General features: G+C 33.5%; 26 protein-coding genes. 10 read left to right on the top strand and 16 right to left on the bottom strand.

From position 1 onward, the window contains the following. Nucleotides 1-6: 6 nt before the first annotated feature. Nucleotides 7-1,713, bottom strand: coding sequence for a helix-turn-helix domain-containing protein (locus H2O64_RS17855; RefSeq protein ID WP_187563580.1), 1,707 nt, complete (start codon nt 1,711-1,713; stop codon nt 7-9). Nucleotides 1,714-2,144: 431 nt separating this feature from the next. Here H2O64_RS17855 and H2O64_RS17850 point away from each other — a divergent pair, with 431 nt between their 5' ends. Continuing rightward, nucleotides 2,145-3,317, top strand: coding sequence for an ABC transporter transmembrane domain-containing protein (locus tag H2O64_RS17850; protein ID WP_187563579.1), 1,173 nt, complete (start codon nt 2,145-2,147; stop codon nt 3,315-3,317). Nucleotides 3,318-3,650: 333 nt separating this feature from the next. Here the strand turns inward: H2O64_RS17850 and H2O64_RS17845 are convergent, their stop codons facing one another. Further along, nucleotides 3,651-4,121, bottom strand: coding sequence for an STM3941 family protein (locus tag H2O64_RS17845; RefSeq protein ID WP_187563578.1), 471 nt, complete (start codon nt 4,119-4,121; stop codon nt 3,651-3,653). Then, nucleotides 4,122-4,847, bottom strand: a complete 726-nt coding sequence (locus tag H2O64_RS17840) for an aspartyl/asparaginyl beta-hydroxylase domain-containing protein (RefSeq protein ID WP_187563577.1) — start codon at nt 4,845-4,847, stop codon at nt 4,122-4,124. A 182-nt stretch (nt 4,848-5,029) separates the two neighbouring features. Here H2O64_RS17840 and H2O64_RS17835 point away from each other — a divergent pair, with 182 nt between their 5' ends. The 3 genes from H2O64_RS17835 to H2O64_RS17825 all read left to right on the top strand — a co-directional run bounded on the left by H2O64_RS17835 (nt 5,030) and on the right by H2O64_RS17825 (nt 8,351). Beyond that, nucleotides 5,030-6,355, top strand: a complete 1,326-nt coding sequence (locus tag H2O64_RS17835; RefSeq protein WP_215907192.1) for an alkaline phosphatase D family protein — start codon at nt 5,030-5,032, stop codon at nt 6,353-6,355. 93 nt (nt 6,356-6,448) lie between these two features. After that, nucleotides 6,449-6,958 (top strand): endonuclease V, encoded by a 510-nt coding sequence (locus H2O64_RS17830; RefSeq protein WP_187563576.1) that lies wholly within the window; start codon nt 6,449-6,451, stop codon nt 6,956-6,958. A gap of 1,156 nt (nt 6,959-8,114) precedes the next feature. Beyond that, nucleotides 8,115-8,351, top strand: coding sequence for a hypothetical protein (locus tag H2O64_RS17825; RefSeq protein WP_187563575.1), 237 nt, complete (start codon nt 8,115-8,117; stop codon nt 8,349-8,351). A 52-nt stretch (nt 8,352-8,403) separates the two neighbouring features. On the opposite strand, the gene H2O64_RS17820 is transcribed toward H2O64_RS17825, so the two are convergent. Beyond that, on the bottom strand, nt 8,404-10,110 hold the full coding sequence (locus H2O64_RS17820; RefSeq protein ID WP_187563574.1) for a patatin-like phospholipase family protein: 1,707 nt from the start codon (nt 10,108-10,110) through the stop codon (nt 8,404-8,406). A gap of 157 nt (nt 10,111-10,267) precedes the next feature. Here H2O64_RS17820 and H2O64_RS17815 point away from each other — a divergent pair, with 157 nt between their 5' ends. Both H2O64_RS17815 and H2O64_RS17810 read left to right on the top strand, forming a co-directional pair. Then, the gene (locus H2O64_RS17815) at nt 10,268-11,677 is read left to right on the top strand and encodes an MBL fold metallo-hydrolase (RefSeq protein WP_187563573.1); all 1,410 of its coding nucleotides are present in this window, start codon (nt 10,268-10,270) and stop codon (nt 11,675-11,677) included. A gap of 340 nt (nt 11,678-12,017) precedes the next feature. After that, nucleotides 12,018-13,061 (top strand): flavin monoamine oxidase family protein, encoded by a 1,044-nt coding sequence (locus H2O64_RS17810; protein WP_187563572.1) that lies wholly within the window; start codon nt 12,018-12,020, stop codon nt 13,059-13,061. A gap of 174 nt (nt 13,062-13,235) precedes the next feature. On the opposite strand, the gene H2O64_RS17805 is transcribed toward H2O64_RS17810, so the two are convergent. The 8 genes from H2O64_RS17805 to H2O64_RS17770 form a co-directional block, all read right to left on the bottom strand. Beyond that, nucleotides 13,236-14,072 (bottom strand): M57 family metalloprotease, encoded by an 837-nt coding sequence (locus H2O64_RS17805; RefSeq protein ID WP_187563571.1) that lies wholly within the window; start codon nt 14,070-14,072, stop codon nt 13,236-13,238. Between the two features lie 223 nt (nt 14,073-14,295). Next, nucleotides 14,296-14,571: an ATP-dependent Clp protease adaptor ClpS gene (locus H2O64_RS17800; RefSeq protein ID WP_187563570.1), complete on the bottom strand. Its 276-nt coding sequence runs from the start codon at nt 14,569-14,571 to the stop codon at nt 14,296-14,298. Nucleotides 14,572-14,587: 16 nt separating this feature from the next. After that, nucleotides 14,588-15,421: a 50S ribosomal protein L11 methyltransferase gene (gene prmA, locus H2O64_RS17795; protein WP_187563569.1), complete on the bottom strand. Its 834-nt coding sequence runs from the start codon at nt 15,419-15,421 to the stop codon at nt 14,588-14,590. A 2-nt stretch (nt 15,422-15,423) separates the two neighbouring features. Then, nucleotides 15,424-16,173, bottom strand: a complete 750-nt coding sequence (tpiA, locus tag H2O64_RS17790) for a triose-phosphate isomerase (protein WP_187563568.1) — start codon at nt 16,171-16,173, stop codon at nt 15,424-15,426. A gap of 12 nt (nt 16,174-16,185) precedes the next feature. Continuing rightward, entirely contained in the window at nt 16,186-16,677 is a 492-nt protein-coding gene (locus H2O64_RS17785; RefSeq protein ID WP_187563567.1) for a TlpA family protein disulfide reductase, read from the bottom strand. 1 nt (nt 16,678) lies between these two features. Beyond that, complete coding sequence (locus H2O64_RS17780; protein ID WP_187563566.1) at nt 16,679-17,248, bottom strand: L,D-transpeptidase family protein; 570 nt, start codon at nt 17,246-17,248, stop codon at nt 16,679-16,681. 9 nt (nt 17,249-17,257) lie between these two features. Beyond that, nucleotides 17,258-18,334 carry an ABC transporter permease gene (locus H2O64_RS17775; protein ID WP_187563565.1) on the bottom strand — a complete coding sequence of 359 codons (1,077 nt, stop codon included), beginning with the start codon at nt 18,332-18,334 and terminating at the stop codon, nt 17,258-17,260. Nucleotides 18,335-18,545: 211 nt separating this feature from the next. After that, the gene (locus H2O64_RS17770) at nt 18,546-19,712 is read right to left on the bottom strand and encodes a BT_3928 family protein (RefSeq protein WP_235982934.1); all 1,167 of its coding nucleotides are present in this window, start codon (nt 19,710-19,712) and stop codon (nt 18,546-18,548) included. Between the two features lie 100 nt (nt 19,713-19,812). Between H2O64_RS17770 and folP the strand changes: the two genes are divergently transcribed. Next, the gene (folP, locus tag H2O64_RS17765; protein WP_235982932.1) at nt 19,813-20,640 is read left to right on the top strand and encodes a dihydropteroate synthase; all 828 of its coding nucleotides are present in this window, start codon (nt 19,813-19,815) and stop codon (nt 20,638-20,640) included. 113 nt (nt 20,641-20,753) lie between these two features. Here the strand turns inward: folP and H2O64_RS17760 are convergent, their stop codons facing one another. Both H2O64_RS17760 and H2O64_RS17755 read right to left on the bottom strand, forming a co-directional pair. Then, entirely contained in the window at nt 20,754-20,930 is a 177-nt protein-coding gene (locus H2O64_RS17760; RefSeq protein WP_187563564.1) for a hypothetical protein, read from the bottom strand. 138 nt (nt 20,931-21,068) lie between these two features. Continuing rightward, nucleotides 21,069-21,230, bottom strand: coding sequence for a hypothetical protein (locus tag H2O64_RS17755; protein WP_187563563.1), 162 nt, complete (start codon nt 21,228-21,230; stop codon nt 21,069-21,071). A 206-nt stretch (nt 21,231-21,436) separates the two neighbouring features. Between H2O64_RS17755 and H2O64_RS17750 the strand changes: the two genes are divergently transcribed. The 3 genes from H2O64_RS17750 (at nt 21,437) to H2O64_RS17740 (ending at nt 24,417) form a co-directional block, all read left to right on the top strand. Further along, nucleotides 21,437-22,219 carry a diadenylate cyclase gene (locus H2O64_RS17750; protein ID WP_187563685.1) on the top strand — a complete coding sequence of 261 codons (783 nt, stop codon included), beginning with the start codon at nt 21,437-21,439 and terminating at the stop codon, nt 22,217-22,219. A 129-nt stretch (nt 22,220-22,348) separates the two neighbouring features. Beyond that, nucleotides 22,349-23,563, top strand: a complete 1,215-nt coding sequence (locus H2O64_RS17745; protein WP_187563562.1) for a toxin-antitoxin system YwqK family antitoxin — start codon at nt 22,349-22,351, stop codon at nt 23,561-23,563. Nucleotides 23,564-23,634: 71 nt separating this feature from the next. Then, nucleotides 23,635-24,417 (top strand): DUF3667 domain-containing protein, encoded by a 783-nt coding sequence (locus tag H2O64_RS17740; protein WP_187563561.1) that lies wholly within the window; start codon nt 23,635-23,637, stop codon nt 24,415-24,417. A 10-nt stretch (nt 24,418-24,427) separates the two neighbouring features. Here the strand turns inward: H2O64_RS17740 and H2O64_RS17735 are convergent, their stop codons facing one another. Then, nucleotides 24,428-26,194 (bottom strand): ABC transporter ATP-binding protein, encoded by a 1,767-nt coding sequence (locus tag H2O64_RS17735; RefSeq protein WP_187563560.1) that lies wholly within the window; start codon nt 26,192-26,194, stop codon nt 24,428-24,430. Further along, nucleotides 26,187-26,939 (bottom strand): tRNA pseudouridine(38-40) synthase TruA, encoded by a 753-nt coding sequence (truA, locus tag H2O64_RS17730; RefSeq protein WP_187563559.1) that lies wholly within the window; start codon nt 26,937-26,939, stop codon nt 26,187-26,189. Before truA ends, H2O64_RS17735 begins: the two co-directional genes overlap by 8 nt. Nucleotides 26,940-26,996 lie beyond the last annotated feature (57 nt).

Genomic DNA, 26,996 nt, shown 5'->3' with positions numbered 1-26,996 from the left:
TGAAAATCAATTAATTGAACTTTTTATTTTGTTTTTTAGCTGTCGCACAAAGAATGATGGTTTTATGCCTGTTTTTTTGTAAAAAGCGGCAGAAAACGACTGTTGCGTTTTAAATCCACACTCTTCGGCAATGGCTTTTATGGTGTATTCTCTGAATCGTGAATCGTTTGTAATACGCGCTACTGCATATTCAATTCTGAGTTGATTCAGGTAGTTTGCAAAATTTACTTGTTTGGTTTCATTGATGACTTTTGACAGATAGGTTCCATTGGTATTGAGTTCTTTAGCTAATTGTGGCAAGGTGTATTTTTTCTTTGCAAATTTATCCGTTGCTTCAAACTTCTTCAGTTTGGCCAAAATGTCATTGACCAAATCTTCGGGTAATTCCTTTATTGTGTTTTCAACAGTAGCAACTTGTTCATTTTTATTAGTAGATTTTTTTGATTGTTTTTCTTCTTGTGCTGCTAGTAGTTTGTGAAAACGTTTTTTGTGTATGACTTGTTTTCGGAAGAAATAATAAATCGCGCCAGCGAACGCTAATAATAAGGATAGCAATACAATAACAATAACATTATTTTTTTTATTAATCGTATCAATGAGTTCATCTTTTTCTTTTAAGAATTTCTCAACATCATAATCCTTTATATTTAGGATTAAGTCTTCATAACCTTTTGTATAAATGTCATTAAACTTTATTTGCTGCTCCAAATAGTGTACGCCAGTTTCTGGATCTCCTTTTGATTTGTAATACTTTTTTAAATCATCATATGTCTCTAACAATTCTGGAAATACATCTTCGGTTATTTCTAAGATAGAATCAACGCTTTTAAAATGTTGTATACCTTTTTTATTCATTGCCAAGTTATTTTTTCCAAGATATAGATGAGCAAAGGCTAACGAAGTTCTTCTGTTGCTATCACTGAAAAATAATTCTTTGGCTCGCATCAAGCTATCGTGTGCGGTTTTATAATCTTTTTCGAAATACGATTTAATTCCAGAATTCAACACAAAATAACTATAGCTAAAATCATCTTTAGTAGCAATACAATTTTTCATTCCTTTATCAATATAATACGCAGCAGAATCTAATTGTCCCGTATATGTATATGAATGCGAAAGTGCAAATAATGCTAAATTATAGTTTTGAGCAGGTTCTTTTTTTTGATCTACTTCTAAAAAATTGACATATCGTTTAAATATTTTTTTAGCTTCCACACGTTGTTTTGCACTATTTCTTATCAAGCCAATATTAAAATTAATGGTTTCATAAAGCAACGTTTTTTCTCTGGCGTAATCCAATGCATCTAAATAATTATTGAGTGCTGTGTTGTACTTACCGCTTTTATAATAATACCTCCCTTTTTGTTTGTAACCTTCAGCTGGAAACATGTCGTTTTTCTCTCCATATTTAGTTATTAAAATAATACTATCACAGTATTTTAAACATGTTTCATCTAAAGGATTCAGGTAAAACTCGGTGTATTTATAGTATGCATTTGCTATTGCTATTGGGTTTTTGGTTTGTTTTGCTTTTTGCAATTTATTCTCGAGTGTAGTCAGGTTTACGGGGTCAGTTTTGATTGTTTCCTTTTGTTGTTCGGATGAATCAATAGTACTTTTTGTTGTAGTATTTTGTGCAACTAGCGTTGTTCCAAAAATTAGTAATACGGCTATAAACACTAGGGTTCCGAAAACTTTCTTTTTATTAATCATAGGAAATTATTGTATACAATATAGGTAGTTTTTCAGTGTAAGATTTTTAACATTTTAAAGTTACTGAATTTTTGTAAGTATTTGTGAAAGATTTATAAATCATGAATACCTTCTCTTGTTTTTAGGTAAACTTTACACTTACATTTACAGTGTTGAAAAACAATAACGATTCAAAAAAGCACTGAAGTTTTTTGGTTATTTAAAACTTCTTAAAGATGATCTAAAATTATTGGCTTCTGTAATACAAACTAGAGTTTTGCCGATTTCTTTGCACTGTGTTACAGTTTTAAATATTTAGATCGAGAAATACTTTTTATTAAGTATGGTTGTTGATTACCTGCTACTAGTTGCCCTACCAGCCACTAGTAGCACTTCAACAAAGTAGTTGAAACGTATAAAATAATTTTTGTTCAATCTTAAGTATTCAAAGTATGAAATTTAATTCAATTATTTATTTTTTGATACTAGCAATTTTAGTTTTGTCTTTTGGGATTGTTTACCAAATAATTCTTTCAGCTACGATTGACGAAAATTCGGAAAAATTTAATAAAAGACACCAATTTCGAAGGAAATGGTTCATAAATATCTTAAAACCCGATCATAAAACAATCGGATATAGTATAGTTTTAGGACTATGTATTGCCATTTTAGGAATGAGCATTGCCGTTTTTGCACAACAGTTGATTGATAAAATTTTACCATCAGGAGATACAAATATGCTCATTATTAGCATTGTCATTGTTTCTGTATTGTTATTGATCAAAGTATATTTTACCACATTGCGCGATCATTTTTTGATTTCGCAAAGCAAAAACCTCAATAATCGTATCATTGATCGCTTCTATTCATCACTGCTAAGTTTACCTAAACCGTTTTTTGATACACAAAAAATTGGTGAATTAGTCGCAAGATTCAATGATACACAACGCATTCAGAATGTTATTAAAGTAGTTATTGGAAATGTAGTTACGCACACATTGGTGTCTATTGTTTCATTAGGATTTCTGTTTTATTATTCTTGGCAAATTGGCTTGATTGCTTCTATAAGTTTACCGTTTTATTTCCTATTAATTTATGGATTCAACACAAAAATAATAAAGGCACAAAAAGAAATCATGCGAAGCAGTACTGATACTGAAAGTAATTATATTAGTTCGATTCAAAATATTTCAAGCATTAAAAGCACCAATAAACAAAGTGTTTTTCAGAAGATGAATCAACGTATTTACGGAAATTTTCAAGATAAAGTATTCCTTCTTGGAAAGATTAATGTCCGATTGTCGCTGTTTTCGAGTGTATTTGGCGTGTTGTTTTTAATGGGCGTTTTAATTTATACTTCATTACAAGTATTTGACCAAACCATGCTTATTGGCGAATTGACAGCCGTTTTGTGCATTGCAAGTTCATTGCTTCCATCCGTAGCAAGTTTGGCATTAGTTGCAATACCTGTAAACGAAGCGCAAGTTGCTCTTGACAGAATGCACGAATTGATCGCGTTGGAAAAGGAAGAAAAAGAAAGAAAAGAAAAAGAAGAAGAATTAGAAAAAATACCCTTAACAAAGTTTGAAACTTTTCAGATGAATGAAGTTTCTGAACATGTATGAAAACGATATATACTATACAAATCGCTTCATTTGCGGAGTGATTTTTAAAGAAAAGCTGTTAAAAACAACATATAAATAGTTGGTTAGAATTCATGAAAAGTATTAGTTTTTAGCAGCTTTAAAAATTTTAGAATGGGAGTAAGAGTGCAACACATGGAGTTAGATTTTTTTCATTAAGTTTTTAATTTTCACGCTCAAGTATCTGGGAATCTGAGCATAATGAAATGTGTTGCCTCTCTTTGTCTTAGGTTTGGGGGAACCTATTAGTTTATTTAGGCAGGCAGAGTGGCGTGGTTGACAACCGTCACTTTGCCTTTTTTAAGTAAAATCGACTTATGTATAGGCTTCTATCATTTCAATGGCTTCCAACATGGAAACATTAAATTCCGATTCAGGAATAATCACAGGACTTCCAAAACGTTTTATATTAGTTTTCATCAAACCTTTAGCGAGATTACTTTTATCTTTAAAAAAATCATCTTCATCGTTAATGGTAATCACAATTGCTTTAAAGTTGATTCCTTTTTTGATTTCAAATCCAGTAATATATTTCCACGCAATAATCCCCATACCATTGGTTGTACTTCTAATACCTTCATCATTGACTATTACTGTTGGCTTATTGGCTGTGAAACTGTAGAATATAAAACTTCCCACTATAAAAAATAATCCGAAAATTATACGCACTGTCATTGTAGGTGCAAAATAGATGGTAAAACCAGAAGAAACCATAATAAGCATTGAAAGCATGATTTGCTTTCTCCTGAATTTTTTGTCTTTGTAAAAAAGTAATGGTGCTTTCATTTAATTCTCAATATTTTTTAGTTTCTCTTCAAACTCAGCTATAATAACATCAAATGCTGGATTTTGATGATGTCTAAATTCTTCAATCATTCGTAGTAGTGTTTCTGGAGCATCTTCGTCTTGAGCAATCGGAAAAAAACTTTCTTTTGGTGCTAAAGAGAAGAATAATTCATCCGACCAATCGTTTCTAATACAATCAATAACTAAATGGATCCGGTTTGTAGTTCCGTTATTTTCGACTCCATGTGGTAAATTTATATTCGTATACCATGCTTCGCCTGAGCGCATTTGCAAACGTTCCTCATTCAAAATAAAAAATACATGTTCATTGGTAATAATAGGAATGTGAACTCTAAAAACTCCATCTTCATAACCACCATTAAAATCAACATGCGTATTGACAATTTTCCCTGCTGGAAGATTCATCAATCGCACCGCTTCCTTTTCACATTGAAATGCATGTATGACTTCTTGAAAATACAAACATTCCTCCAATATAACAGTATCTTTAAATCTACTTGCCTGATTTGGAGCTGCAACTGCGGTATCTAAAGTTCCGTCAATAGAACGAAGTGGCAAAATATAATTCTTCCCTGCATAATTAGCTGGTACATAATTTTGCAAAAAAGGAAACTTCATACAGGTTTGTAAATCTGTTTGCAAAGCTGCTACATCAAACGTAAAAGGAAATAGCAAATACCCAGTTTCTGGAACATTTTGTTTCATCTGTTTAAAAATCAAATCAAGAATAAATAGCGGTTATCGTGTTAAAAATATAACTTATTTTGGAATCAGTAGCTGCAATCTTTATGTATCGGCTAAAAAATTTATTATTAAAATTTATATCCTAGATTTAATGTGTATGTATAATTTTATGTTGAAATTTACATTCTAAATTAATTCATATCATGAAAAATATAGTATTATCCTGCCTATTTATCATATTCTCTTTTGTATCTGTTGCACAAGAAGCACTTTTAAAATCGGGTCCAATGGTTGGTTATTCAGATTTTAGAGAAGCGCTCATTTGGGTACAAACTACAGAACCCGCAGCTGTTAAAATTGGATATGTATCTGGAAATGAGAATGAAAAATTTACGAAAACCGTTCAAACAACACTAGAAGGTGATTTAATTGCGAAATTAACGACAAACGAAGTTGATTATGGAAAAACCTACACATACAAACTCTATATCAACGATGTATATGTTCCGAGAAGTTACAAACTAGAATTTCAAACGCAAGCATTGTGGCAATTCAGAACGAATCCGCCCGATTTTAAAATTGCGATAGGTTCGTGTAATTTTATCAATGAAGCAAAAGACGATCGCCCAAAACCGTATGGAGCGAAGTATCAAATATTTAATTCCATACTTGACAAAAATCCTGATGCAATGGTTTGGGTTGGTGATAATACCTATTTACGAACGCCCGATTTTATGACAAATACAGGCATTCGCCATCGATACAGACATACGCGCGCAGTTCCTGAATTGCAAGCATTATTAGGAAGTGTGCACCATTATGCAACTTGGGACGATCATGATTTTGGTCCAAATGACTCCGATCGAAGTTATGTAAATAAAAAATTGACCGAAAAAGCTTTTAATGAATATTGGGGGAATTTAAACACAAATGCAGCTGGAAATGGCGGAGTTACACAACATTTTGCATGGAATGATGTAGAGTTTTTTATGCTAGACGATCGCTATCACAGAGCGCCAAACAGAGATCCAAACAAAGACAAAGCCTATTTTGGAAAGCAACAATTGGATTGGCTGATTGATGCATTAACAAACAGTAGAGCTACATTTAAAATCATTGTAAGTGGCGGACAAATCATTAGTACTGCAGCTAAGTATGAAAACTATGCAACGTATCCGACTGAACGCGCCGAATTGTTAAAACGACTGAACGATTCTAAAATTAACGGTGTCCTTTTTATTAGTGGCGACAGACATCATACTGAAATTTCGCGATTGGAACGTGAAAACGCGTATCCATTAATTGATATTACCTGTTCTCCATTAACCGCAGGAACGCACAAAGCAAGTAATGAAGGCAATACGCTTCAAGTGAAAGACAAAACATTTTACAATCGTAACTTTGGAATTATAGACATTTCTGGCGAAAGAACAGATCGCACATTGCTCTTAACTATTTATGATACGGACGGAAAGAAAGCCTTTGATTATACCATTAAAGCAAAAGAGTTGCGCTATCCGAGAAAATAGATTCGATATTTTTTATACAGATTATAAACCGTCAAACTAATATTGGCGGTTTTGTTTTTTAAATTTTTTAGCTTTACGCGATAACTCACAACAATGATATTAGCCATTGACATTCACTATAAAGAAACCTACGCAAAAGCTGTGTGCGTTGCGTTTGATTGGGCAGACGAAACTCCGAAAAAAGTATATATCGATACAATTTCGGAAGTTGAACCATACATTCCTGGTGAATTCTACAAGCGTGAGTTACCATGTGTGCTGAAAGTCTTAGCACAAACCGATTTAGATAGCATAGAAGCCATTATTGTAGACGGACATGTATTTGTTCATAATGACAAAAAGTATGGCTTAGGCGGCTATCTTTGGGAAGCGTTGGATAAAAAAGCACCTATCATTGGTGTCGCAAAAAAATCATTCATCAACACGGAAGAAGTTGCTACACCAATACTCCGCGGTTCAAGTGAAAATCCATTATATGTTTCGTGTATCGGAATTGACAAGGAAACGGTTTTAGAAAAAATGAAATTACTCCACGGCGAACATCGCATGCCAACGATTTTAAAGTTGCTAGACACGATTACGAAAACTGAAATGGAAGACTAAAACTGTTATAAATAAAAAGAGAATCCTTAGGGCAAAGGATTCTCTTTTTATTTTTTAATACAATTTATCAGATTGTTAAATACCGTAATACTAAATATTATGATATAAATATAGTCGTATAAATTTCAATGCACTTACAAAGTCGATCAATTATATATTTAATGTAGATGAATGGTGTTTTTTATTCGACGAAAGTGATGCTAAAGAAAAGAGGTGTCTCGTTGAAAGTAGTACAAATAAAAAAAGAACTTTCGGGGCACAAAAGTTCTTTATCTTTTTACAATTTACCAGATTGTAATTATCGTAATACTAAATATTCTGATGTAAATATAGCACTAGAAATAAAACCAATCCGTAAAAGTCGTTAAGTTATACTTACAGTATAGACGAATGACAGTATTCTGACGACAAGTGCTCTAACTTTTAATATTTAACTCAGATTATCAGATAGTTAAATACTTTAACGATGAAAATATCATTTGAAAGCGTTATCGATCCTACTGTAAAATAGGCTAATAAATTTCTCTTGGAAAACAATAGTATAAAAAGCGAAAGGAGTGTTCCCCAACACTCCTTTCTGTTTGTAGAATAATAAACCTCAATAAAATACTCATTGAAACTTGATCTAAAATAGTAAAAGTTATAATACCAACAGAAAATATTGTATAAGCGTTAAAAAAAATAAATAAGCGTTACGTTTTTGGTAGAAAAACAAAAAAGGAGCGTCCCCCAACGCTCCTTTTGCATAAGAAATATATTCTTCAATTTGCCAACTTAAAGTTTAAGTTCGTAAATTTTTAATGAAGAATAAATAACCTAAAAAACCTGTGGTAAACTTAGACAAACTGAACATAGCATAAAAGAAACACTACACGAAATTTATAAATTACGTACACATAAATAAAACACAACTACCTAACAATCAGTAATTAAAATATGAGAATCTTACAAATTCCATTCCTATTTATTATTTTTAAATAAATATGCTTTTTTGTTGTTTTTTGGAAGTATCAACACTAAAAAGGATAGGATTACATAAGTATATCATTGCCCTATTTTATTACTTGAGGACATTTTCCATAATAATAATTACGGAAAAACCGTAATCCGCAGCCACTTATTCTTCATAATTTTAGTTGAACTAAACATAAATATTATGAAGAAAAAAAGTCTTAAAAGTTTATCATTAAACAAAAAATCAGTGTCAAATCTTCAAAAAATATCTGGTGGTGACGGCCTTATACAAACATTCAATGATTGGCCAGACACTGCAAAATTATGCCCTTCAGATGTATGTCCACAGCAAACGGATTTTTGTACATTTACTTGTGGTGATTGTATTAATACTTGGGGAGATCCTGGTTGCATTACTGGAATCAATACACTTTGCTAAAAAGTAATTCATAAAATTATGATCTACTCAATTCATAAAGTAGATCATAATTTTATAACAATTCACTGTCTTTCAAGCTTTTTTCAATGGTATCTCTTACCATGCGATACACTTTTCTTTGTCCCAATAATCGAAATGCAAATGTGTAGAAACGGTTTTTAGTGAAACTTTGCACAATTTTACGAATACGTTTCTGAATGGGCTTTTTATAGGTAGTTTCAAATGTTTCCATGCTAAACTTAGGATACGTTGGATAAGGCAATTCAGCGTCAACTCCAAAGGTTTCCGTATCGTATTTTCTGTCTATTGCGCGCAATACACGAATATCTGGAATGATAGGAAAGTATTTAGGAACTTTATGTACATCATCTTTATCGCCATAACAAAAACGATTTTTAGTTGTTTCAGTAACTTCTGCGCCAAATCGTTTGGCAATATTCTCATTTTCAACCGCAAAATAATACCGTAAAAATGATTGGCAGTTTTTTCTTCCCAAATGAAAATCATGTTCACGGAACGATTCGTCTAAAAACCCGCCAAATCCACTTAATGGCGAAGATGCTAAGTCTTTTTGGGAGCGAATGATTCCTTTTGCAGAATGTTGTTTTCTCTTTGGTTCAACCAGAAATTTTGTACGATTGCTCAATGACAAGGCTTCAAAAATTCCATCTTGATTAAACATTACCTGATTTCGCAAGGCTTTAAACATTCCTTTGGCAATAGAAATAATATCGCTTTTTGCATCATACACGTCTGCATCATGATCCTGATTCGGAAAAGGATCTACCATAATAATGGCGTAATTATCTTTTTCTTTAATTTCTGGATTTTTCTCTAAGAGCACTTTCATGCAAATTCCAAACGGTTCATTGTTGATCAGTCCGCCATCGACAGAATTAAACGTATAAACATCATCTTTTTTTAAATCGACCTTAATACCTTCACTCCTATCGAACAAATATTTTGGATACCGCGCTACATATTCTTGTGCAATCGTAATTTTTCTTGATTTGAGTCCTATCGGAAACGCTGAGGTACTCAATGTTGCATCTTTCAAATAATTTACATGCGTAGAATCTTTCAAATCCAACACAAAATATAATGAATCTTTATCTTTTGGAATACCAGCTTCAAAATCCTCATTTTCAATTTTATACCGAAAAAAACCTCCATGATTCGTAATCACACTATCACTATCTTTAAAATCGATATTAAAATTAAGTCCGCGTAAGTTTGTAGTGGTCAACACCAAATCTAAACTTTTAGAAACATACTTCGGAAACGCTACATGATCATTGGTTTTCAACGCGTTATCCGCGATAATTTCAATTGGTGCAACATTCAATAATGATTCAGGATATTCTCCATCTTTCAAATCATCAACATTCAACAACTTCATCAATGACTTTTCAGTATCAGTGTCTGCCATTTTTACCCAAGATTGATAAAAAACGTTGTCTTCACCAGTTGGATTGTCCTTATTCACAAATCGATGTTCCTTATTTAACAAGCTTAAAACTGTCAATGTTCCAGTAATTCCTCCAGCCGAAGCACCACTCAACACTTCCAATTCCACATCATGCATCGGAATAGAATCGTCGTACTCAGGATGTTCCTTTCCCAACGTAGTATTACGCAACTTTGCTTTTTCCCACAAGTCTAATGATTCTAACAAATAATCAATAACGCCTGCGGTATAAGCTCCTGCGGAAACTGCACCTGCCATTGTGATGCATATTTTAAACTTTTTTGATGACATATTTTTATAGTATTTTCTGTATAAATATAGCGTTTTACGACTCTTTCTAGTGCTATAACTGTGTTAATCTGTGATTAATATTTATCACACAAATACAATGCGTGCACAGCATTTGTAACGTGAATCTTTGCTATATTTGTACCGTAAATTCAGAATTATGAAGATTGAACAAATATATACAGGTTGCTTAGCGCAAGGTGCATACTATATAGAGTCTAATGGTGAAGCAGCAATAATTGATCCATTACGTGAAACGAAAGTATACATTGACAAAGCAAACGCAAATGGTGTAAAAATTAAATATGTTTTTGAAACGCATTTTCATGCAGATTTTGTTTCTGGACATCTTGATTTGGCAAAAGCAAGTGGCGCAACCATTGTTTTTGGACCAAACGCAACGACTGATTATGAAATACATAGCGCAAAAGACAACGAAGAATTTACGATTGGAAACATTACCATAAAAGCATTACATACACCAGGACACACGCTAGAATCTACTACGTATTTATTAATTGACGAAACGGGAAAAGAACATGCTATTTTTTCAGGTGACACCTTATTTTTAGGTGATGTCGGCAGACCCGATTTGGCAATTAAGTCTGACTTAACAAAAGAAGATTTAGCTGGAATGTTGTTTGATTCACTTCGTACGAAAATTATGCCGTTAGCAGATGACATTATTGTATATCCTGCACATGGAGCTGGATCGGCATGTGGAAAAAACCTAAGCAAAGAAACCGTTGGATTATTGGGTGAGCAAAAACAAACCAATTATGCGTTACGCGCCGATATGACAAAAGAAGAATTTGTCAAAGAAGTATTAGACGGAATCGCACCACCACCACAATATTTTGCTAAAAATGCACTCTTAAATAAAAGTGGCTACGCAGCTTTTGAAACCGTTTTAGAAAAAGGAGATGTTGCATTAACGCCTGAAATTTTTGAAAACTTAGCGAATAAGGAAAATACTTTAATCTTGGATGTTCGTCATCAAAAAGATTTCTTAGCAGCACACATTCCAAATAGTATATTTATTGGACTCAATGGAAGTTTTGCTCCGTGGGTTGGTGCATTAATCACAGATTTGCAACAACCAATTCTATTAATTGTTCCCGAAGGGAAATCAGCCGAAACCGTGACACGACTTTCACGTGTTGGTTATGACAATACACTTGGCTACTTAGAAGGCGGAATAAACGCTTGGAAAACTGCTGGAAAAGAAACAGCAAGTATTACTTCTATCTCAGCAGAAGAATTTGCAAATCGTTTCAAAAATAATAAAATCAACGTATTAGATGTTCGTAAAGATGGCGAATACAAAGCAAAACACATTGAAGGTGTACAACATTTTGCCTTAGACTACATCAATAAAAACATGAATGAAATTGACGCAAAAAAAGCATATCACATCCATTGTGCTGGCGGATATCGTTCTGTCATTGCGGCTTCTATTTTAAAAGCACGTGGTTTTCATAAAGTAACTGATGTTGCTGGCGGATTTGGCGCGATCAAGAAAACAGACTTACCATTTACGGAATTTGTCTGTCCTTCTACGCTATCTTAAAGTAAACAATACACTTTTATACAAGGTAAAGTTTACAAGACTTTGCCTTTGTTAATTTAATTTGAGCACAATATAAAATTATCATCAATGTACTCTTTTCCGAAGTGTAGCAATCATTTTACGTTAAGAATTTTTGAAGCCTTGGAAAAAATTTAGTAAAATGAGTGCGGTTTTAGCTTTCAGGATAGAAAGCTAAAAACACCTCTGGAAAAGCGCACTTTCTTTTGTTTCTTTTCTTTGTGCGAGCAAAGAAAACGAAAATAAAAAACTTATTTCTAAATTTTTATTTTGTAGAAGTTATATTAATATATACTCACTAAACTTACTTAACCGAATTATAATGTCACAAAAAAAAGCTACCTATATTATTATTGGCGCAGGTTTATCGGGTTTGACAGCTGCATACGCATTGCATAAACAAGGTGAGACAGATATTTTAATTTTAGAATCGAGAGATCGTGTTGGAGGGAGAATTCTAACAAAAAATAAAATTGATTTGGGCGCGACTTGGTTTCAGAATTATCATGAAAATATATTTGCGCTTTTAGATGATTTGAAGCTTGAAAAATTTCACCAATATAGCGAAGGAAAAAGTGTGTTGGTTTACAGTTCCATGGCGCCGGCACATTATTTTGAGAACGATCCGAGTTATCCGTCTGCGTATCGTATTTCTGGCGGTTCTTCTGCATTGATTGAAAAATTGGCAGCAGTTCAGAAAGATCGAATTCATACAAATACAACAGTTTCTGAAATTGCAACAGCAGAAAATTACGTAACAATTACAACGAATACTGGCGAATATATCGCTGATAAAGTGATTATTACCATTCCGCCAAGGATTGCAACACAGATTCAATTTTCACCTAAACTTCCCGAAACATTGATCAAAATTATGTCGAATACACATACGTGGATGAGCAATGCGATAAAAGTCGGGTTGACCTTTGAAACACCTTTTTGGAAAGCAAAAAAGTTTTCAGGCACTTTAATTGGACAAGTTGGTTGCGTTACCGAATTATATGATCATTGCGATGCTGAAGAAAAAAAGTATGCATTAATGGGTTTTGTAAATGAAGCTTTGCGCGATGCAACTGCAAAAGAACGAAAATCACAAATTTTAGATTATTTACAAAAATATTTAGGCAATGAAATTTTAAATCATCTTAGCTACGAAGAAAAAGATTGGTCACAAGACAGCAATACTTCATGCGCAGCTATTAAATCTATTTACATGAGTCCACGCTATGGGAATCCTGCTTTTCAAGCATTTTATGGCAACGGAAAACTATTATTTTCAGGCGCGGAAACGTCGCCTATTCATGGCGGTTATATGGATGGTGCTGTGTATAGCGGTTTCAATGTGGTAAAGAAAATTTTATCGTAAAATAGCTGTTTTATTTATGATTGAAATTCAAAGTAGGTACTGTATTAAATCTACAAATTACTGTTTTCAAAAAGTATATAAATAGCAAAAAGGCGCTGGTTGGGCGCCTTTTCTGTGTTAAAAATCACTCGCGATTTTTATTATTTATTAATTACGATACTACTACTATGGTAATTAGTATAAGAAATTTAAAGCAGTAATGTCATTGTTGTTGAATTCTCCATCTTCACTAGAACTGAAACAAGCATTCATTAAAGAAGTTGAATCCCATCCTGTTGGTGTTCCTGGAATGTGAATTGCACCAACTCCAGCACTTCCTTCGTTAGAATTTTGTCCACAACTTTGTCTGCTAAAGTAATCTGAATGACGGAATCCAACTGAGTGTCCAATTTCGTGACAAATTACGTGCTCGTGTACGTTTGTGCTGTAACCTGATAATCCTGAGTTAATTCTAACCCACTTGTTTGGATTTCCTCCTGAAGGGAAACCTGCAGATCCACCTGCTCCACCAGCTACTTGGTATACTACCATATCTTTATTTTGATAGTCGGTACCAAATGTTAACTGGAAGCTAATATTTAAGCCTAATCTGTTGTAGTTTGCAACTGCCCAACTAAGTCCTGTTTGCATTGTAGATGTTAATCCATTTGAGTTGTTTCCTGTGTATCCAATGATGGTAATAACTCCAGGAGATACTAAGTTGTTTGTACGATATTGTTTGCTTGTAATATCTCCACCAAGTTCCATGTTCATCAACTGGTCACGTGTCATGAAGATATCATCTTCCAACATGTATCCTTCTTGGATTTTACCATTTGGTAATTCGAATGAAGCTTCTTGCATGTCAAATGTGTTAAAGTGCAGAGAGTTTGCTTTTGCAAGAACATCTTGTGGGATTCCGATTGCTGTATCTTGCTCTTCATCTACTACAGCTGTATCCTTACTACAAGATGTTACTGTGATTCCTATAGCTAGTGCTATAAAAAGGGTTAAGTTTTTAAAATTTTTCATTTTTAAAGTTTTTCTGGTTAATGTTAATTAAAGTTTGGAGCGATTTTTAACACTCACCAAAAGCAACAATAAGATTGAGATATTCCCAAAAAAATGTTAAAAAAACTGAGAATACTTAAAAAATTAACAGATTTCATGCGTATTGTTAAATAATCATCAAAAAAAATAACCACCTGTAAATTAGGCGGTTATTTCGTTAATGTGTTTATAATGTAGGAGTTACTTATATAATCTCTGCAGAAAGTCCAGCTTCAAGCAATTTACTGCATCTTGGTTTTAATTCTTCATACTGTCCCGTTTTTACGGTACATTTTCCTTTATAATGAACAATTATTGAACATTGTTCTGCTTGTTCGGCAGTATGATCACACGCAAAAATTAATGTCTCAATGACATGATCAAACGTGTTTACTTCATCATTGTACAATACAATCTCATTGTTTTTTTGTACATCTTCTAAGGTGGAAACTTCTTCCTTAACTTCTTCTTGTGTACTCATAGTCAATATTTTACTGCTAAATTACAAATTTTAAAGCAACCCAATTATTTTTTTGAAGTTTGTCTGCAAATTTTAACTTATTTTTAGCACATTCTTCAGTAATCAGTGGAATATCTTCTGTGTAAAATCCGCTTAGAAATAAGATTCCGTCTGCGTTTAAACACCGTGCATATTGATGAATGTCACTTAAAAGAATGTTTCTGTTGATGTTTGCAATAATAATGTCATACTTTTTTCCATCTAAAAGAGAAACATCACCTTCATATACAGAAATATGCTTGCAATTGTTGCGTTCTACGTTTTCTAATGAATTCAGGTAACACCAATTGTCAATATCAATAGCATCTAATGGTTTGGCGCCTTTCATTTCAGCCAAAATTGCCAATACACCAGTTCCACAGCCCATGTCTAAGACTTTTTTATCTTTTACATCTGTGTTTAAAATGTGTTGCAACATCATGTGTGTTGTTTCATGATGTCCCGTACCAAAACTCATCTTTGGTTCTATGACAATATCGTATTTTACGGCTGGTTTTTCATGAAATGGTGCGCGCACGACACATTTTCCATCAACTTCAATGGATTCAAAGTTCTTTTCCCATTCTTCATTCCAATTGACTTGCTCAATGACTTCTTCTTGATACGTTATTTGAAATTCCGTATTGCTTAATATTTGAATGTCTTCTAAAATACTTTCATGCCAATCATCTTTTTGAATGTACGCATTGACACCATCTTCATTTTCCACAAAACTTTCAAATCCTGCATAGCCCAATTCTGCAATTAAAATTTCAGTTCCTGGCTTTGCTGGTGCAACTTTAAATATATATCCAATGTAGGTTGTAGACATGCTTATATAGCGTTTATAATGGCTATAAAATCTGCTGCTTTTAAAGCCGCGCCACCAATTAATCCTCCATCAACATCTTCTTTGGCGAAAATTTCAGCTGCGTTTGCAGGTTTTACACTTCCACCATATAAGATAGAAACCTCATCTCCTACTTCACTCCCGAATTTATCAGCAATGGTTTTACGAATAAAAGCGTGCATTTCTTGCGCTTGTTCTGGTGAAGCTGTTTCTCCTGTTCCTATTGCCCAAACTGGCTCATACGCAAGCACAATACCTTTCCAATCGGCAACATCTAGGTGAAATAATGCATTTCTTAATTGACTTTCAACCAAAGAAAAGTGATTTCCAGAAGTACGATCTTCTAATTCTTCTCCAAAACAAAATACTATTTCTAAGTCATTTGCTAAGGCTGTATTTACTTTTGCTACTAACAATTCGTCCGTTTCTCCAAAATAAGCTCTGCGCTCGCTGTGTCCAAGAATTACTGTATTTACACCAACACTTTTTAACATTTTTGCAGAAATTTCACCTGTATACGCACCATTTTCTTCTTGGTGCATGTTTTGAGCAATAACTTCTATATCGTGTCCTTTTAAAACAGTAAATGCTTGAAATAAGTTTACAAAAGTTGGCGCCACCATAACACTTGCATGTGTACTTGGCATTTGTGCTATTAAATCATTTAGTAAAGCTTCCGTTTCCGAAAGATCGTTATTCATTTTCCAGTTTCCTGCAACAATTTTACGTCTCATCTTATTCTTTTTTTATAGTTTGATTGCTTCTAGCAATGCTTCATCACTTGTTTTAACTGCTTCGTAAAGCTTGATACTTCCGTCAGGATTGACAACCATGTATCTAGGAATCCAATCGACATCAATGGCTTTGCAAAACGCACTTTTAAATCCAGCTTTGAGAAAATAATGTTCTCCAACTAAATTGTGCTTTTCAATGCCTGCTTTCCAGCTAGTTTCTTTTTTGTCCAAAGATAAAAATAGGTATGTTAACTGTGGATTATTTTTTTGAATTTCTTTTACGCCTGGAATTCCTTTTAAACAATCGCCACACCAAGAAGCCCAAATGTCAATGAAAATTGTTTTTCCTTTGTGTTTGGCTAAGATTTCTTCAAACTTAATGCTTTTCCCATCTATGGTTCGCATGGTGTCTTGTAAGGCTTCTTTTGGAAATTCTTTTAAGATTTCTTTTTGACAACTTATAGAAAAGACTGCGATAAAAAGTACGCTTAGTATGTATTTCATTTTATGGTTGAATTTTAATTTGTGTTCGTTTTGTAATGTATGGATAGATTTCGTTGATGGCTGCATTTTTCATCGAAATACAACCTAATGTCCAATTGCGTTTGTCGTCAATCATGTGATCCATTCCGTCGGGAACACCATGAATCCCAACTTCTCCGCCAATAGTTTCACCGTCTTTGATGATTCCGTCCGCTTTTCGCTGATTGAATTTTTTCCACGAATCAGCATTTGGGTAATCAATCCATATAAATTTTGACCAATTGCGATGCGGATATTTGTCTCGCATTCCAAAAACACCTTCTGGCGTTCGCTTGTCACCTTCTTTGTGCTTGTCTCCTGTTGGATTTCCACCAAAAACAACAGCGTATTCTTTTACTAAGGTATCGGATGCAAATACAGAAAGTGTATAGTCACTTTTATCAATTAAAATCCGAATTGCCGTTTTCGTTGGCAATAATTGTTTTAGTGTTGTTTCAACAGTTTCTGCTTTTTTGCTTTCTGTTTCACTTTTACACGAAAACAACAATAAAAACATACCGAAATAGACGAAATATAGTGGTGTAACTTTCATGTGTTTCATTTATTGCAGTCGAATTTTAGGATCGAGCCAACCGTAAATGATATCGACCAGAATATTTATAATGATAAACATACTCGCAATGATTAATACTGCGCCCATGATGATTGGTAAATCTTGACTGTTTAAGGCATCAACAATTTCTTTTCCGAGTCCATTCCAACCAAAAATATATTCTACAAATACAGCACCCGCTAACATAGAAGCAAACCAACCTGATATTGCTGTAATTACAGGATTCAGTGCGTTTTTAACCGCGTGCTTTTTTATAATTTGAAATTCCGTTAATCCTTTCGCTCGCGCCGTTCGGATGTAATCTTGATTGAAGACTTCTAATAACGAATTTCGCATGAGTTGAATGACAACTGCTAACGGGCGAATTCCTAATACGATGGCTGGTAAGATGAGGTTTTTCCAGCGAATGCTGATCGATTCACCAAAATCATCTACTTCGTATAAGCTTCCCGTCATGTTAAGATTTGTGTATTCATTTAGAAGGAATCCAAAAATCCACGCAAATAGAATTGCGCTAAAAAACGACGGAACACTCATTCCTAAGGTACTTATGATTTGGATGCTTTTGTCAATAAATGTGTCTTTGTATAATGCCGAAATGATTCCGAAAATAATACCGAGTAACATCGCAATACTAATTGCCGCGACTGCTAACACAATGGTATTTGGCAAGGTTTCTTTGATAACTTGCGATACACTTTTTCCAGATTTTTGAAACGATTCACGCAAGTATGGAAATTTTAATACGGTCGTTGTATTTCCGATCGTAAATAGTTTGGCTGCGCTGTATTTATTGTTTGCTAAATATGTATAATCTTCTTCTTTTGTGGAATGAAATGATAGCGGCAGTAAATCATTCAAATAATATGCATACTGCGTTAAGACAGGTTTGTCGAAACCGTATTTTTTCTTCACAATCGCGACTTGTTCTTCCGTTTGATTTTGCCCAAGCATCATTTTTGCAGGATCGCCGGGTAAAATATTGAACAAGATAAATATCACTGTAACGACTCCGAAAAGTGTTAGAAATGCATACCCAATTTTATGTATGATGTAGCTTGCCAAGAATTGTTTTATATTTTATTTTTAGTATTTAGTATTTAGTATTTAGTATTTAGTATTTAGCTTTTAGCTTTTAGCTTTTAGCTTTTAGCTTTTAGCAAAAATCAGTTTATCGTTCACCAACTGCGGAATTTTTCATCTTTCATTCATTTTTTCTTGTTCTCGACTGCGCTCGAACTGACAGGTAAAATACGAACCAAAAATCAAGTTTGTCTTATAGTTTTATGTTGTCAAAATCGTTGTAATGCGCTTTGTCGATAATGGTACCTTTTTCAAGTTTTAAAATTCCGGGATTCGATCGGATGATGGTTTTTAGTGCGGTTTCATCTGATAGATAGAAATCAAAATTGAATTGCATCAAGTCTGCCAAATCTTTTAAATTTTGTGGATCTGAAGAAGATACTCCGATTACTTTGTAACCAGCGTTAATGGCTTTATCTGTAAACGATTTTACTTTTGAAAATCCAGCTTCTTTGGCTTTGTCCAAGTTGTACATTACTACCATGATGAGTTTTTCTTCTTGCAACATCATTTCAGTTAAATCGCCATCTTCCATACTTTCTATGGAGAAATCGTGAATTGGTGGCTCATAGCCTTCGCGAAGTACTCTACTATCAACTTTTACATACGTTCCGCCTTCTACCACAGGATATTCGGTTGATTGCGTTACTATTTCTTTCATTTCACCATTTACATCAAATGTCCAGATGTATTCAAAAACTGGTCGTGGCGCATCTGGCGGAACTGACATTCCTTCAGTGATATTTGCGCTGATTTTATACGGTCTGAAATCGAAAGTTGGTAAATGATTTAATACGTGCCTTCCAAATAAAATACATGCTAGTAAGCTCAAAACCGTAATTCCGATGTTTATTTTTTTAGGAAATATAGATTTGATATTGTTGATTCCTAAGAATAGGATAATGATAAAGAATAATAGAATGATGTCTTTTGTAAAACTTTCCCATGGTGTGAGTTTCCAGAAATCTCCAAAACAACCACAATCGGTTACTTTGTTGAAATATGCTGAATAAAACGTGAGGAATGTAAAGAAAATAATCAATCCGAGCAAACACCATAATACAGGTTTTTTGTAGAGACTTAAAAGAATCATCACGCCAAGTATTACTTCAAGAATAACTACAAAAAGTGCAATCCAAAGTGCATACGGCGATAAAAATTCTAGGTTTAAAACGTCTTCTGCGAAATAATCCGTCAGTTTAAACGAAAACCCAACAGGATCATTTAGCTTGATAAATCCTGAAAAGATAAATAATCCACCCACGAAGAGTTGTGAAAGTATCGTGAAAATTTTCCCTGCTGTGGTGTCAAAAATCTTCTGAATTATATTTTTGTTTTTAGCAGTTGCCTGTGATTCCATAGTTATTATATTATCCGATTAATGAGATTTTATGTAAATTTCGTCCAAAATAACCAATTTATAAAAAGAAACGGACATAACTTTGTTGTAAAGGTATAATATGCAAAATATAAACTGTAAAGGTCAATTAGTTTCCCTCGACACGCCAAAAGTAATGGGGATTTTGAATGTAACGCCCGATTCTTTTTTTGATGGAGGAAAGTACAAAGACGAAGCTGCTATTCTGACGCAAGTAGAAAAAATGCTGATTGATGGCGCGACTTTTATAGATATTGGCGCCTATAGTTCGCGACCAAATGCTCCAGATGTTTCTGAAACTGAGGAAAAACAACGCTTGCTTCCGATGGTGGAACTGATTTTGAAAAAATTTCCTGAAACTATCATTTCTATTGATACCTTTCGCAGTGAAGTTGCCAAAGAAGCTATTGCTATTGGCGCAGCGATGATTAATGATATTTCTGCTGGAAATTTGGACAATCAAATGATGAAAACTGTTGGAAAACTTGGTGTCCCATACATTATGATGCATCTACAAGGAACACCGAAAACCATGCAACAAAACCCTAATTATGAAGATGTTGTGAAAGAATTGCTTCATTATTTTTCGCGTAAAATTGCGGAAGCTAAATCACATAAAATTAACGACCTCATCATCGATCCTGGTTTTGGATTTGGAAAAACCATCGCGCATAATTACACCATTTTAAAACAATTAGAAGTATTCAAAATGCTCGATTTCCCAATATTGGCAGGTGTTTCCAGGAAATCCATGATTTATAAAGTGCTAGAAACTTCTCCGCAAGAAGCGTTGAACGGAACTTCTGTGCTACATACGATTGCTTTACAAAATGGCGCTTCTATTTTGCGGGTTCATGATGTGAAAGAAGCGATGGAATGTGTGAAGTTAGTGGGAATAATGCGTGCGTAAGTTTTGATTGGTTATTCTTGATAAAAAAATAAAAAGTTGCCTAATCATTTTCAGACAACTTTTTTTAATGTTGATACTAAACTAGTCAAAATACGACTCCTTTTAAGAAACTTCTAATACATGTTTCGTGGCCACGGAGAAGGAGCACTTTGACAATCGCGCTCGTTGCATTCGCTTCCGTAGTTTACACAAGATCCGCTGTGTTTGCAAACAGATCCACCTAAGATTTGTACTTGTTGGCTTTTTTCAATTTTTTTAACGCCTTTTAAATTTAAAATTTCAGTTAACATGATTATACTATTTTTGGTTAATAAATACAGAAAAATAAAAAACTTATAAATTAAATTGTTACGGTTTTACCATAAAAATAAAAGTTGCCCAAAATAATTTTTAGGCAACTTTTACAATTTTACTTTTTACTTTTCTTTCTAAAAGTCCAAACAATAACAACATTGTACTTCTGCGCAATGATGTCCACAATCTGTACAAACACCACCGTTAAAACATTTAGCGCGCCCGCCGTTAATTTTTTGTTGTTGACTTTTTTCGATTTCTTCGACTCCTTTTAGGTTTAAAATTTTGTGTAACATGATTATTTTTTTGGTTAATAGTCATAAGATAACTCATCTAATAATCAAACTATTACGGTTTTACCATAGAAATAAGTGATCGTTTTTTCCCTTGTTTGCAATTCCTCTACGCAATGGTAGAAAGCGTTTCTGTTGAAAAAAAACAGCTTTTACATCAACCTTGTATAATATTTGTTATTTTTACTCCAACCGTATATGCAACTACTTTGGATTTTATAGGCTTTTTAAATTTCGGATTGTTAGACTTCATCGAAATCATTCTCGTTGCGGTGCTTTTGTATTATGTATACAAACTTGTAAAAGGAACTGCCGCTATTAACATTTTTGTTGGAATCGTGATTATTTTCATCATGTGGAAAATAACGGAAGCACTAGAAATGAAAGTATTGAGTAATATTTTTGGCGGATTTATTAATGTTGGAATTATTGCCTTATTTATTGTATTTCAGCAAGAAATCCGAAAGTTTTTACTAATGATTGGTTCTACAAATTTTGCTACGAAACGTAGTTTTGTCAAACATTTTAAGTTTTTGAAACAAGATGGAAATACCGAAACTGATGTAGAAGCTATTTTGGAGGCTTGTGTAAAAATGGCTGCCACAAAAACCGGTGCTATTATCGTCATTGAACGTAGCAATTCATTAGATTTTGTAAAAGATTCTGGAGATACAATGGGAATGGATGTGAATGTTCCGACCTTGGAAAGTATCTTTTTTAAAAACAGTCCATTGCATGATGGTGCCATTATTATTGAAGGTAATCGTGTGACTGCTACACGCGTTATTTTGCCTGTTTCCAAAGAAACTAAAATTCCGCAACGTTTTGGCTTACGTCACAGAGCTGCCGTAGGAATTACGGAAAAAACAGATGCGTTGGTATTGGTTGTTTCGGAAGAAAGTGGACAGATTTCATATATCCGCGATGGCGAATTTGTATTGTATGAAGATATTGCCATGCTACAAGAAATGCTTCAGAATGACTTAAATTAATTCTTCAAATTACCACAGATGAAAGTGAAATTTACCCTGCTTTTTTTAATTTTTAGCACTTTTTTGTTTGCTCAAATTTCTAAAGAGAAGCTTTATGACGAAATGATGGCTTACGGCAAAGAAGCGTTTATGAAGAAAGTTGCCGAAATTGGAGATGGAAAACTAGAAAATACATTTTACAATTCTAAAAATTTAGAATACTCATATACCATTAAAGATGGAAAGCTTAATGGTTCATTTACGCACTATTTTAAAGATGGAAATATTCGTTTGCAAGGCTCGTATCTTGATGATGAATTGCATGGAATATTGACAGAATATTACGGAAATAAACAAGTAGAATCTGTTCGTAACTTTGAGAAAGGAAAATTACTTCCAGGCTTGAAGGCTTATTTTGAGAATGGAAAATTGAAAGTTAAAGAAATATATGACAAGGTTAGAAAACTTCGAGTTGGAGAAGAATATTACGAAAATGGAAAGCTAAAATCAACCATTGAATATGTATTGAATGATGAAAACTTGTTGAGCGGAGTTGAAGAGCGTTTTTATGAAAACGGAAAAATAAAGTCAAAAACTTCGTATAAAAATAGCGAACGTGTCGGAACTTATGAAGAGTTTCACGAAAGTGGAAAGTTATTGCAAACGGCACAGTATAATGATGAAGGAGAAGAACACGGAGTTTCGAAAATATTTTATGAAAATGGAAAGCTTCGAACTGAAGAAAATTATAAAAACGGAGAACAAATTGGTGTAGAGAAACAGTATTTTGAAAATGGAAATTTAAGAGAAGAGAACCGATTTAATGAAAATGGTGAACAAGAAGGAATTGAAAAATCTTATTTTGAAAACGGAATAGTGTCATTTTCGGGAATGTATAAAAATGATGAACCTGTTGGCGAACATATAACATATCGTGAAAATGGGAACGTAAAATCTTCTATTGTTTATACTGATGAAGGAAAAGATATTGAATATAGAGATTTTGATGAAAATGGAATGCTTAAGGCTTCTATGATCGAAATTAGTGATGCAAAAACTGCTTTTAAAGAATATTTCCCTAACGGAAAGCTTAAATCTGTTGAAAACCAAGTACACAATAAAAAAGATGGCGAATGGAGTACGTATTATGACAACGGTCAATTGCGTCAAAAGTTAATCTATCAGAAAAATAAATTGATTGAAAATGTAGCCTGTTTTGACAGAAATGGAAAAAAAATCAACAACGGTAATTTTGCCAATGGAAATGGTTTGGTGAAATTTTACACCGAGAATGGAAAGGTATACAAAGAAGCAATTTATAAAAATGGTCGTATTGATGATGTTACCAATTATGAAGTAGATTAATTAAGTTGGGTAACATTCCTTCTTGAATGTAACTTTTAGCAAATAAACAGATTCCCTTAAATAGCAAATCCATGCAATGCAAAAACTGTGAATATTCATTAGAAACTACCAATAAATTCTGCGCAAATTGTGGCGCAAAAAAGATTCATAATCGATTGACAATAAAAAGTTTATGGAGTGATTTTTTTGAGCGTTTTTTGAATTATGACAATACATTACTTAAAACGGCTCGGCACATGTTTACAAAGCCCGAAGTTGTCATTGATAGTTTTATTCAAGGAACACGAAAGAAATATTTGAATCCTTTCAACTTCTTTTTGGTGAGTTTGGCAATTACCGGATTGTACAATTTTTTATATAAATCATTCTTATTGGAAGAAACCATTGCTTTCTATCAGAATTCATTTAAAAGCTTTGGTCAGGATGAATTGTTTTCCGATAATGGTTTTGATGGTTTTACGTTCTTTCTAGAATATTTTAACTTATTTGCTTTCGCTTCTATACCAATCAATGCCTTCGTCACAAAGGTTACTTTTTGGAAAAACAAAAAATATAATTTCACAGAACATATCGTTATAAATCTTTATACGGTTTCTCAGTATCAACTTATAATATATACGATTTCTATTCCGCTACTCTTTTTATCTCTTGAAGCACAAACAACAATAGGCATGTTATTTTTCTTATGCTTTATATTTTACTTCTTCTATGTGTTTGTTAGATTGTATAAACTAAACGGAATTCAGCTGTTTAAAAAACTAGTTACTGTCTTTTTCATCGCCATAGGATTTTTTATCTTACTACTTATCATTACAATACTCGGTGGTTTTTTATATGCTGCATATAATAATTAAACTTAAAAAATTATGACGCTTCTTGCTGAATAAACTGTACTTCGTATAAGTTTTTGTAATAGCCATTATGAATTTGAAGTAATTCGTCGTGAGAACCTTGCTCTACAATGTTTCCAGCATCCATTACAATAATGGTATCTGCCTTTTTAATAGTTGCCAATCGATGTGCAATCACAATAGACGTTCGTCCTTTTGTAATGGTATCCGTAGCATTTTGAATGAGTTGTTCCGAATACGAATCTATCGAAGAAGTTGCTTCATCTAAGATTAAAATTCTAGGATTCGTAACATACGCACGCAAAAACGATATTAATTGTCGTTGTCCAGAAGATAACATGCCACCGCGTTCTTTTACGTTGTAATCGTAATTATTTGGCAAACTCATGATGAATTCGTGCACGCCAATTTGCTTGGCAGCTTTTTCTACCGTTTCTCGTGTAATTGTTGGATCTTGTAAGGTGATATTATTTAAAACAGTATCTGCAAACAAAAACACATCTTGTAAAACGACTGCAATTTTAGTACGCAACGCCTCTAATTTCACATTTTTGATATCAATATCATCAATACAAATAGTTCCAGAATTTATTTCGTAGAAACGATTTAATAAGTTGATAATCGTAGATTTTCCTGCGCCTGTTGCACCAACAATTGCTACCGTTTGTCCTTGTTTTACTTCAAAAGAAATTCCGTGTAATACTTCTTCATCTTCAATATATGAGAAATGCACATCTTTAAATGCTATATTTCCTTTGATATCAATGGAAGCTAATTTTCCTTCATCGTCAATAGTGCTTTCAGTATCTAAAACTTCAAATACACGTCCGGCAGCAACCATTCCCATTTGTAAGGTATTAAATTTGTCCGCAATCTGACGTAAAGGTCTAAACAACATTCCTATCATCATAATGAAAGCTGTAATTTCTCCAACCGTAATTTCGCCACCAGTAGCAGCCATTAATCCTCCATACCAAACCACTAAACCAACAGCAATAGCATTTGCCAGTTCTGGAATTGGAAAGAATATAGAGTTATACCAAACGGTTTTTAACCATCCTTTTTTGTGTTTTTCATTGATTGCTTCAAAGTTTTTATATTCGGTTTTTTCTCTTGAAAATAATTGCACGATTTTCATTCCTGTTACACGTTCTTGCACAAAGGAATTTAAGTTTGAAATTTGCGCACGTACATCTTCAAAAGCAGATTTCATTGCCTTTTGGAATACGCGTGTTGCATAAATGATTAACGGAAGTATCGCAAATACAATTAATGATAATTTCCAACTCATCCACAACATAACGCCCATCACCACGAGCATTTTTAGTAAATCTGCAATGATGACAAATAATCCTTCACTAAAGATACTTGCGATGGTTTCAATATCACTTACAGCTCTCGTTACCAAACGTCCGACCGAAGATTTATCATAATACGCCATTTTGAATTGCAACATGTGATGAAACAATTTTTGTCGGATATCTTTAATGATACTTTGTCCAAGCCAATTGGCATAAAATACAAATAGAAACTGGAATACAACCTCCAATATTAACACACCAAGCATTAGAAGTATGTATATCAATAATCCGTGTTCGTCTTTGGTTATAATGTAATCATCAACCGTAATTTTTAATAAAACTGGGCGTGCCACTGAAAATACAGACAATAATATTGCCGCAATTGCTACAAAATATAAGGTAAGTTTGTACGGATTGGTATAGACCAATAATCTTTTAAAAAGACCGACGTCGAATACTTTTCCAGTTACTTTAGCCATGTGTTATAAATGTTTCTTCAGGATACGTTACCGCCGTTAAATATAGTGCTTTTCCGGGCACCGAAGTTCCTGCGTTGTTTCGATCTCTCGATTCAATAATTTGTTTAAATTCTTCTATTGATAATTTCCCTAATCCTACTTCTAGCAAAGTTCCAACAATGGCTCTCACCATATTTCTGAGAAAACGATCGGCACGAATAGTAAATACTAAGAGTTCATTTCGTTGTTCCCAAACTGCTTTTTCAATCTTACAGATATAGGTTTTTACATCTGTGTGCGTTTTGGAGAAAGATTTAAAATCTTCGTAATTGAATAATTCTTTTGCAGCAGCATTCATCAAATCAACATCTAGTTTTTTATAGACTAAATGTGCGGATTGATTGTGAAACGGATTTTTCTCTGTAACTATCCAATATTCGTAGGTTCTTCCTGTGGCGTCAAATCGTGCATGTGCATGCTTTTTCACGGGATGAATGTCATAAACAGCGACATCTTTTGGCAAAAACGAATTGAGTTTTAAGGTTAATTCTGATCGATCAAATACTATATCTGTATCAAAATGCGCAAACATTTGCTTGGCATGTACGCCTGCATCTGTTCTTCCTGCGCCTAAAATTGATATTTTTGATCGTAATAAAGTTGTGATTGCTTTTTCGAGAACTTCTTGTACTGAAATAGCGTTTGGCTGATTTTGCCAACCGTGATATTTTTCGCCATTATAAGAAAGTTCAATGAAGTATCTCAAGGTAATATTTGCTACTTTTGTTTCAGACTCACAAAGATAAGTTTTAATTCAGTATTT

The organism is Kordia aestuariivivens (genome assembly GCF_014397005.1).
In the GTDB taxonomy this organism is placed as follows: Bacteria; Bacteroidota; Bacteroidia; order Flavobacteriales; family Flavobacteriaceae; genus Kordia; species Kordia aestuariivivens.
Note: the sequence above shows the minus strand (reverse complement) of the source record. Positions and strands in the feature narration are given on the sequence as shown.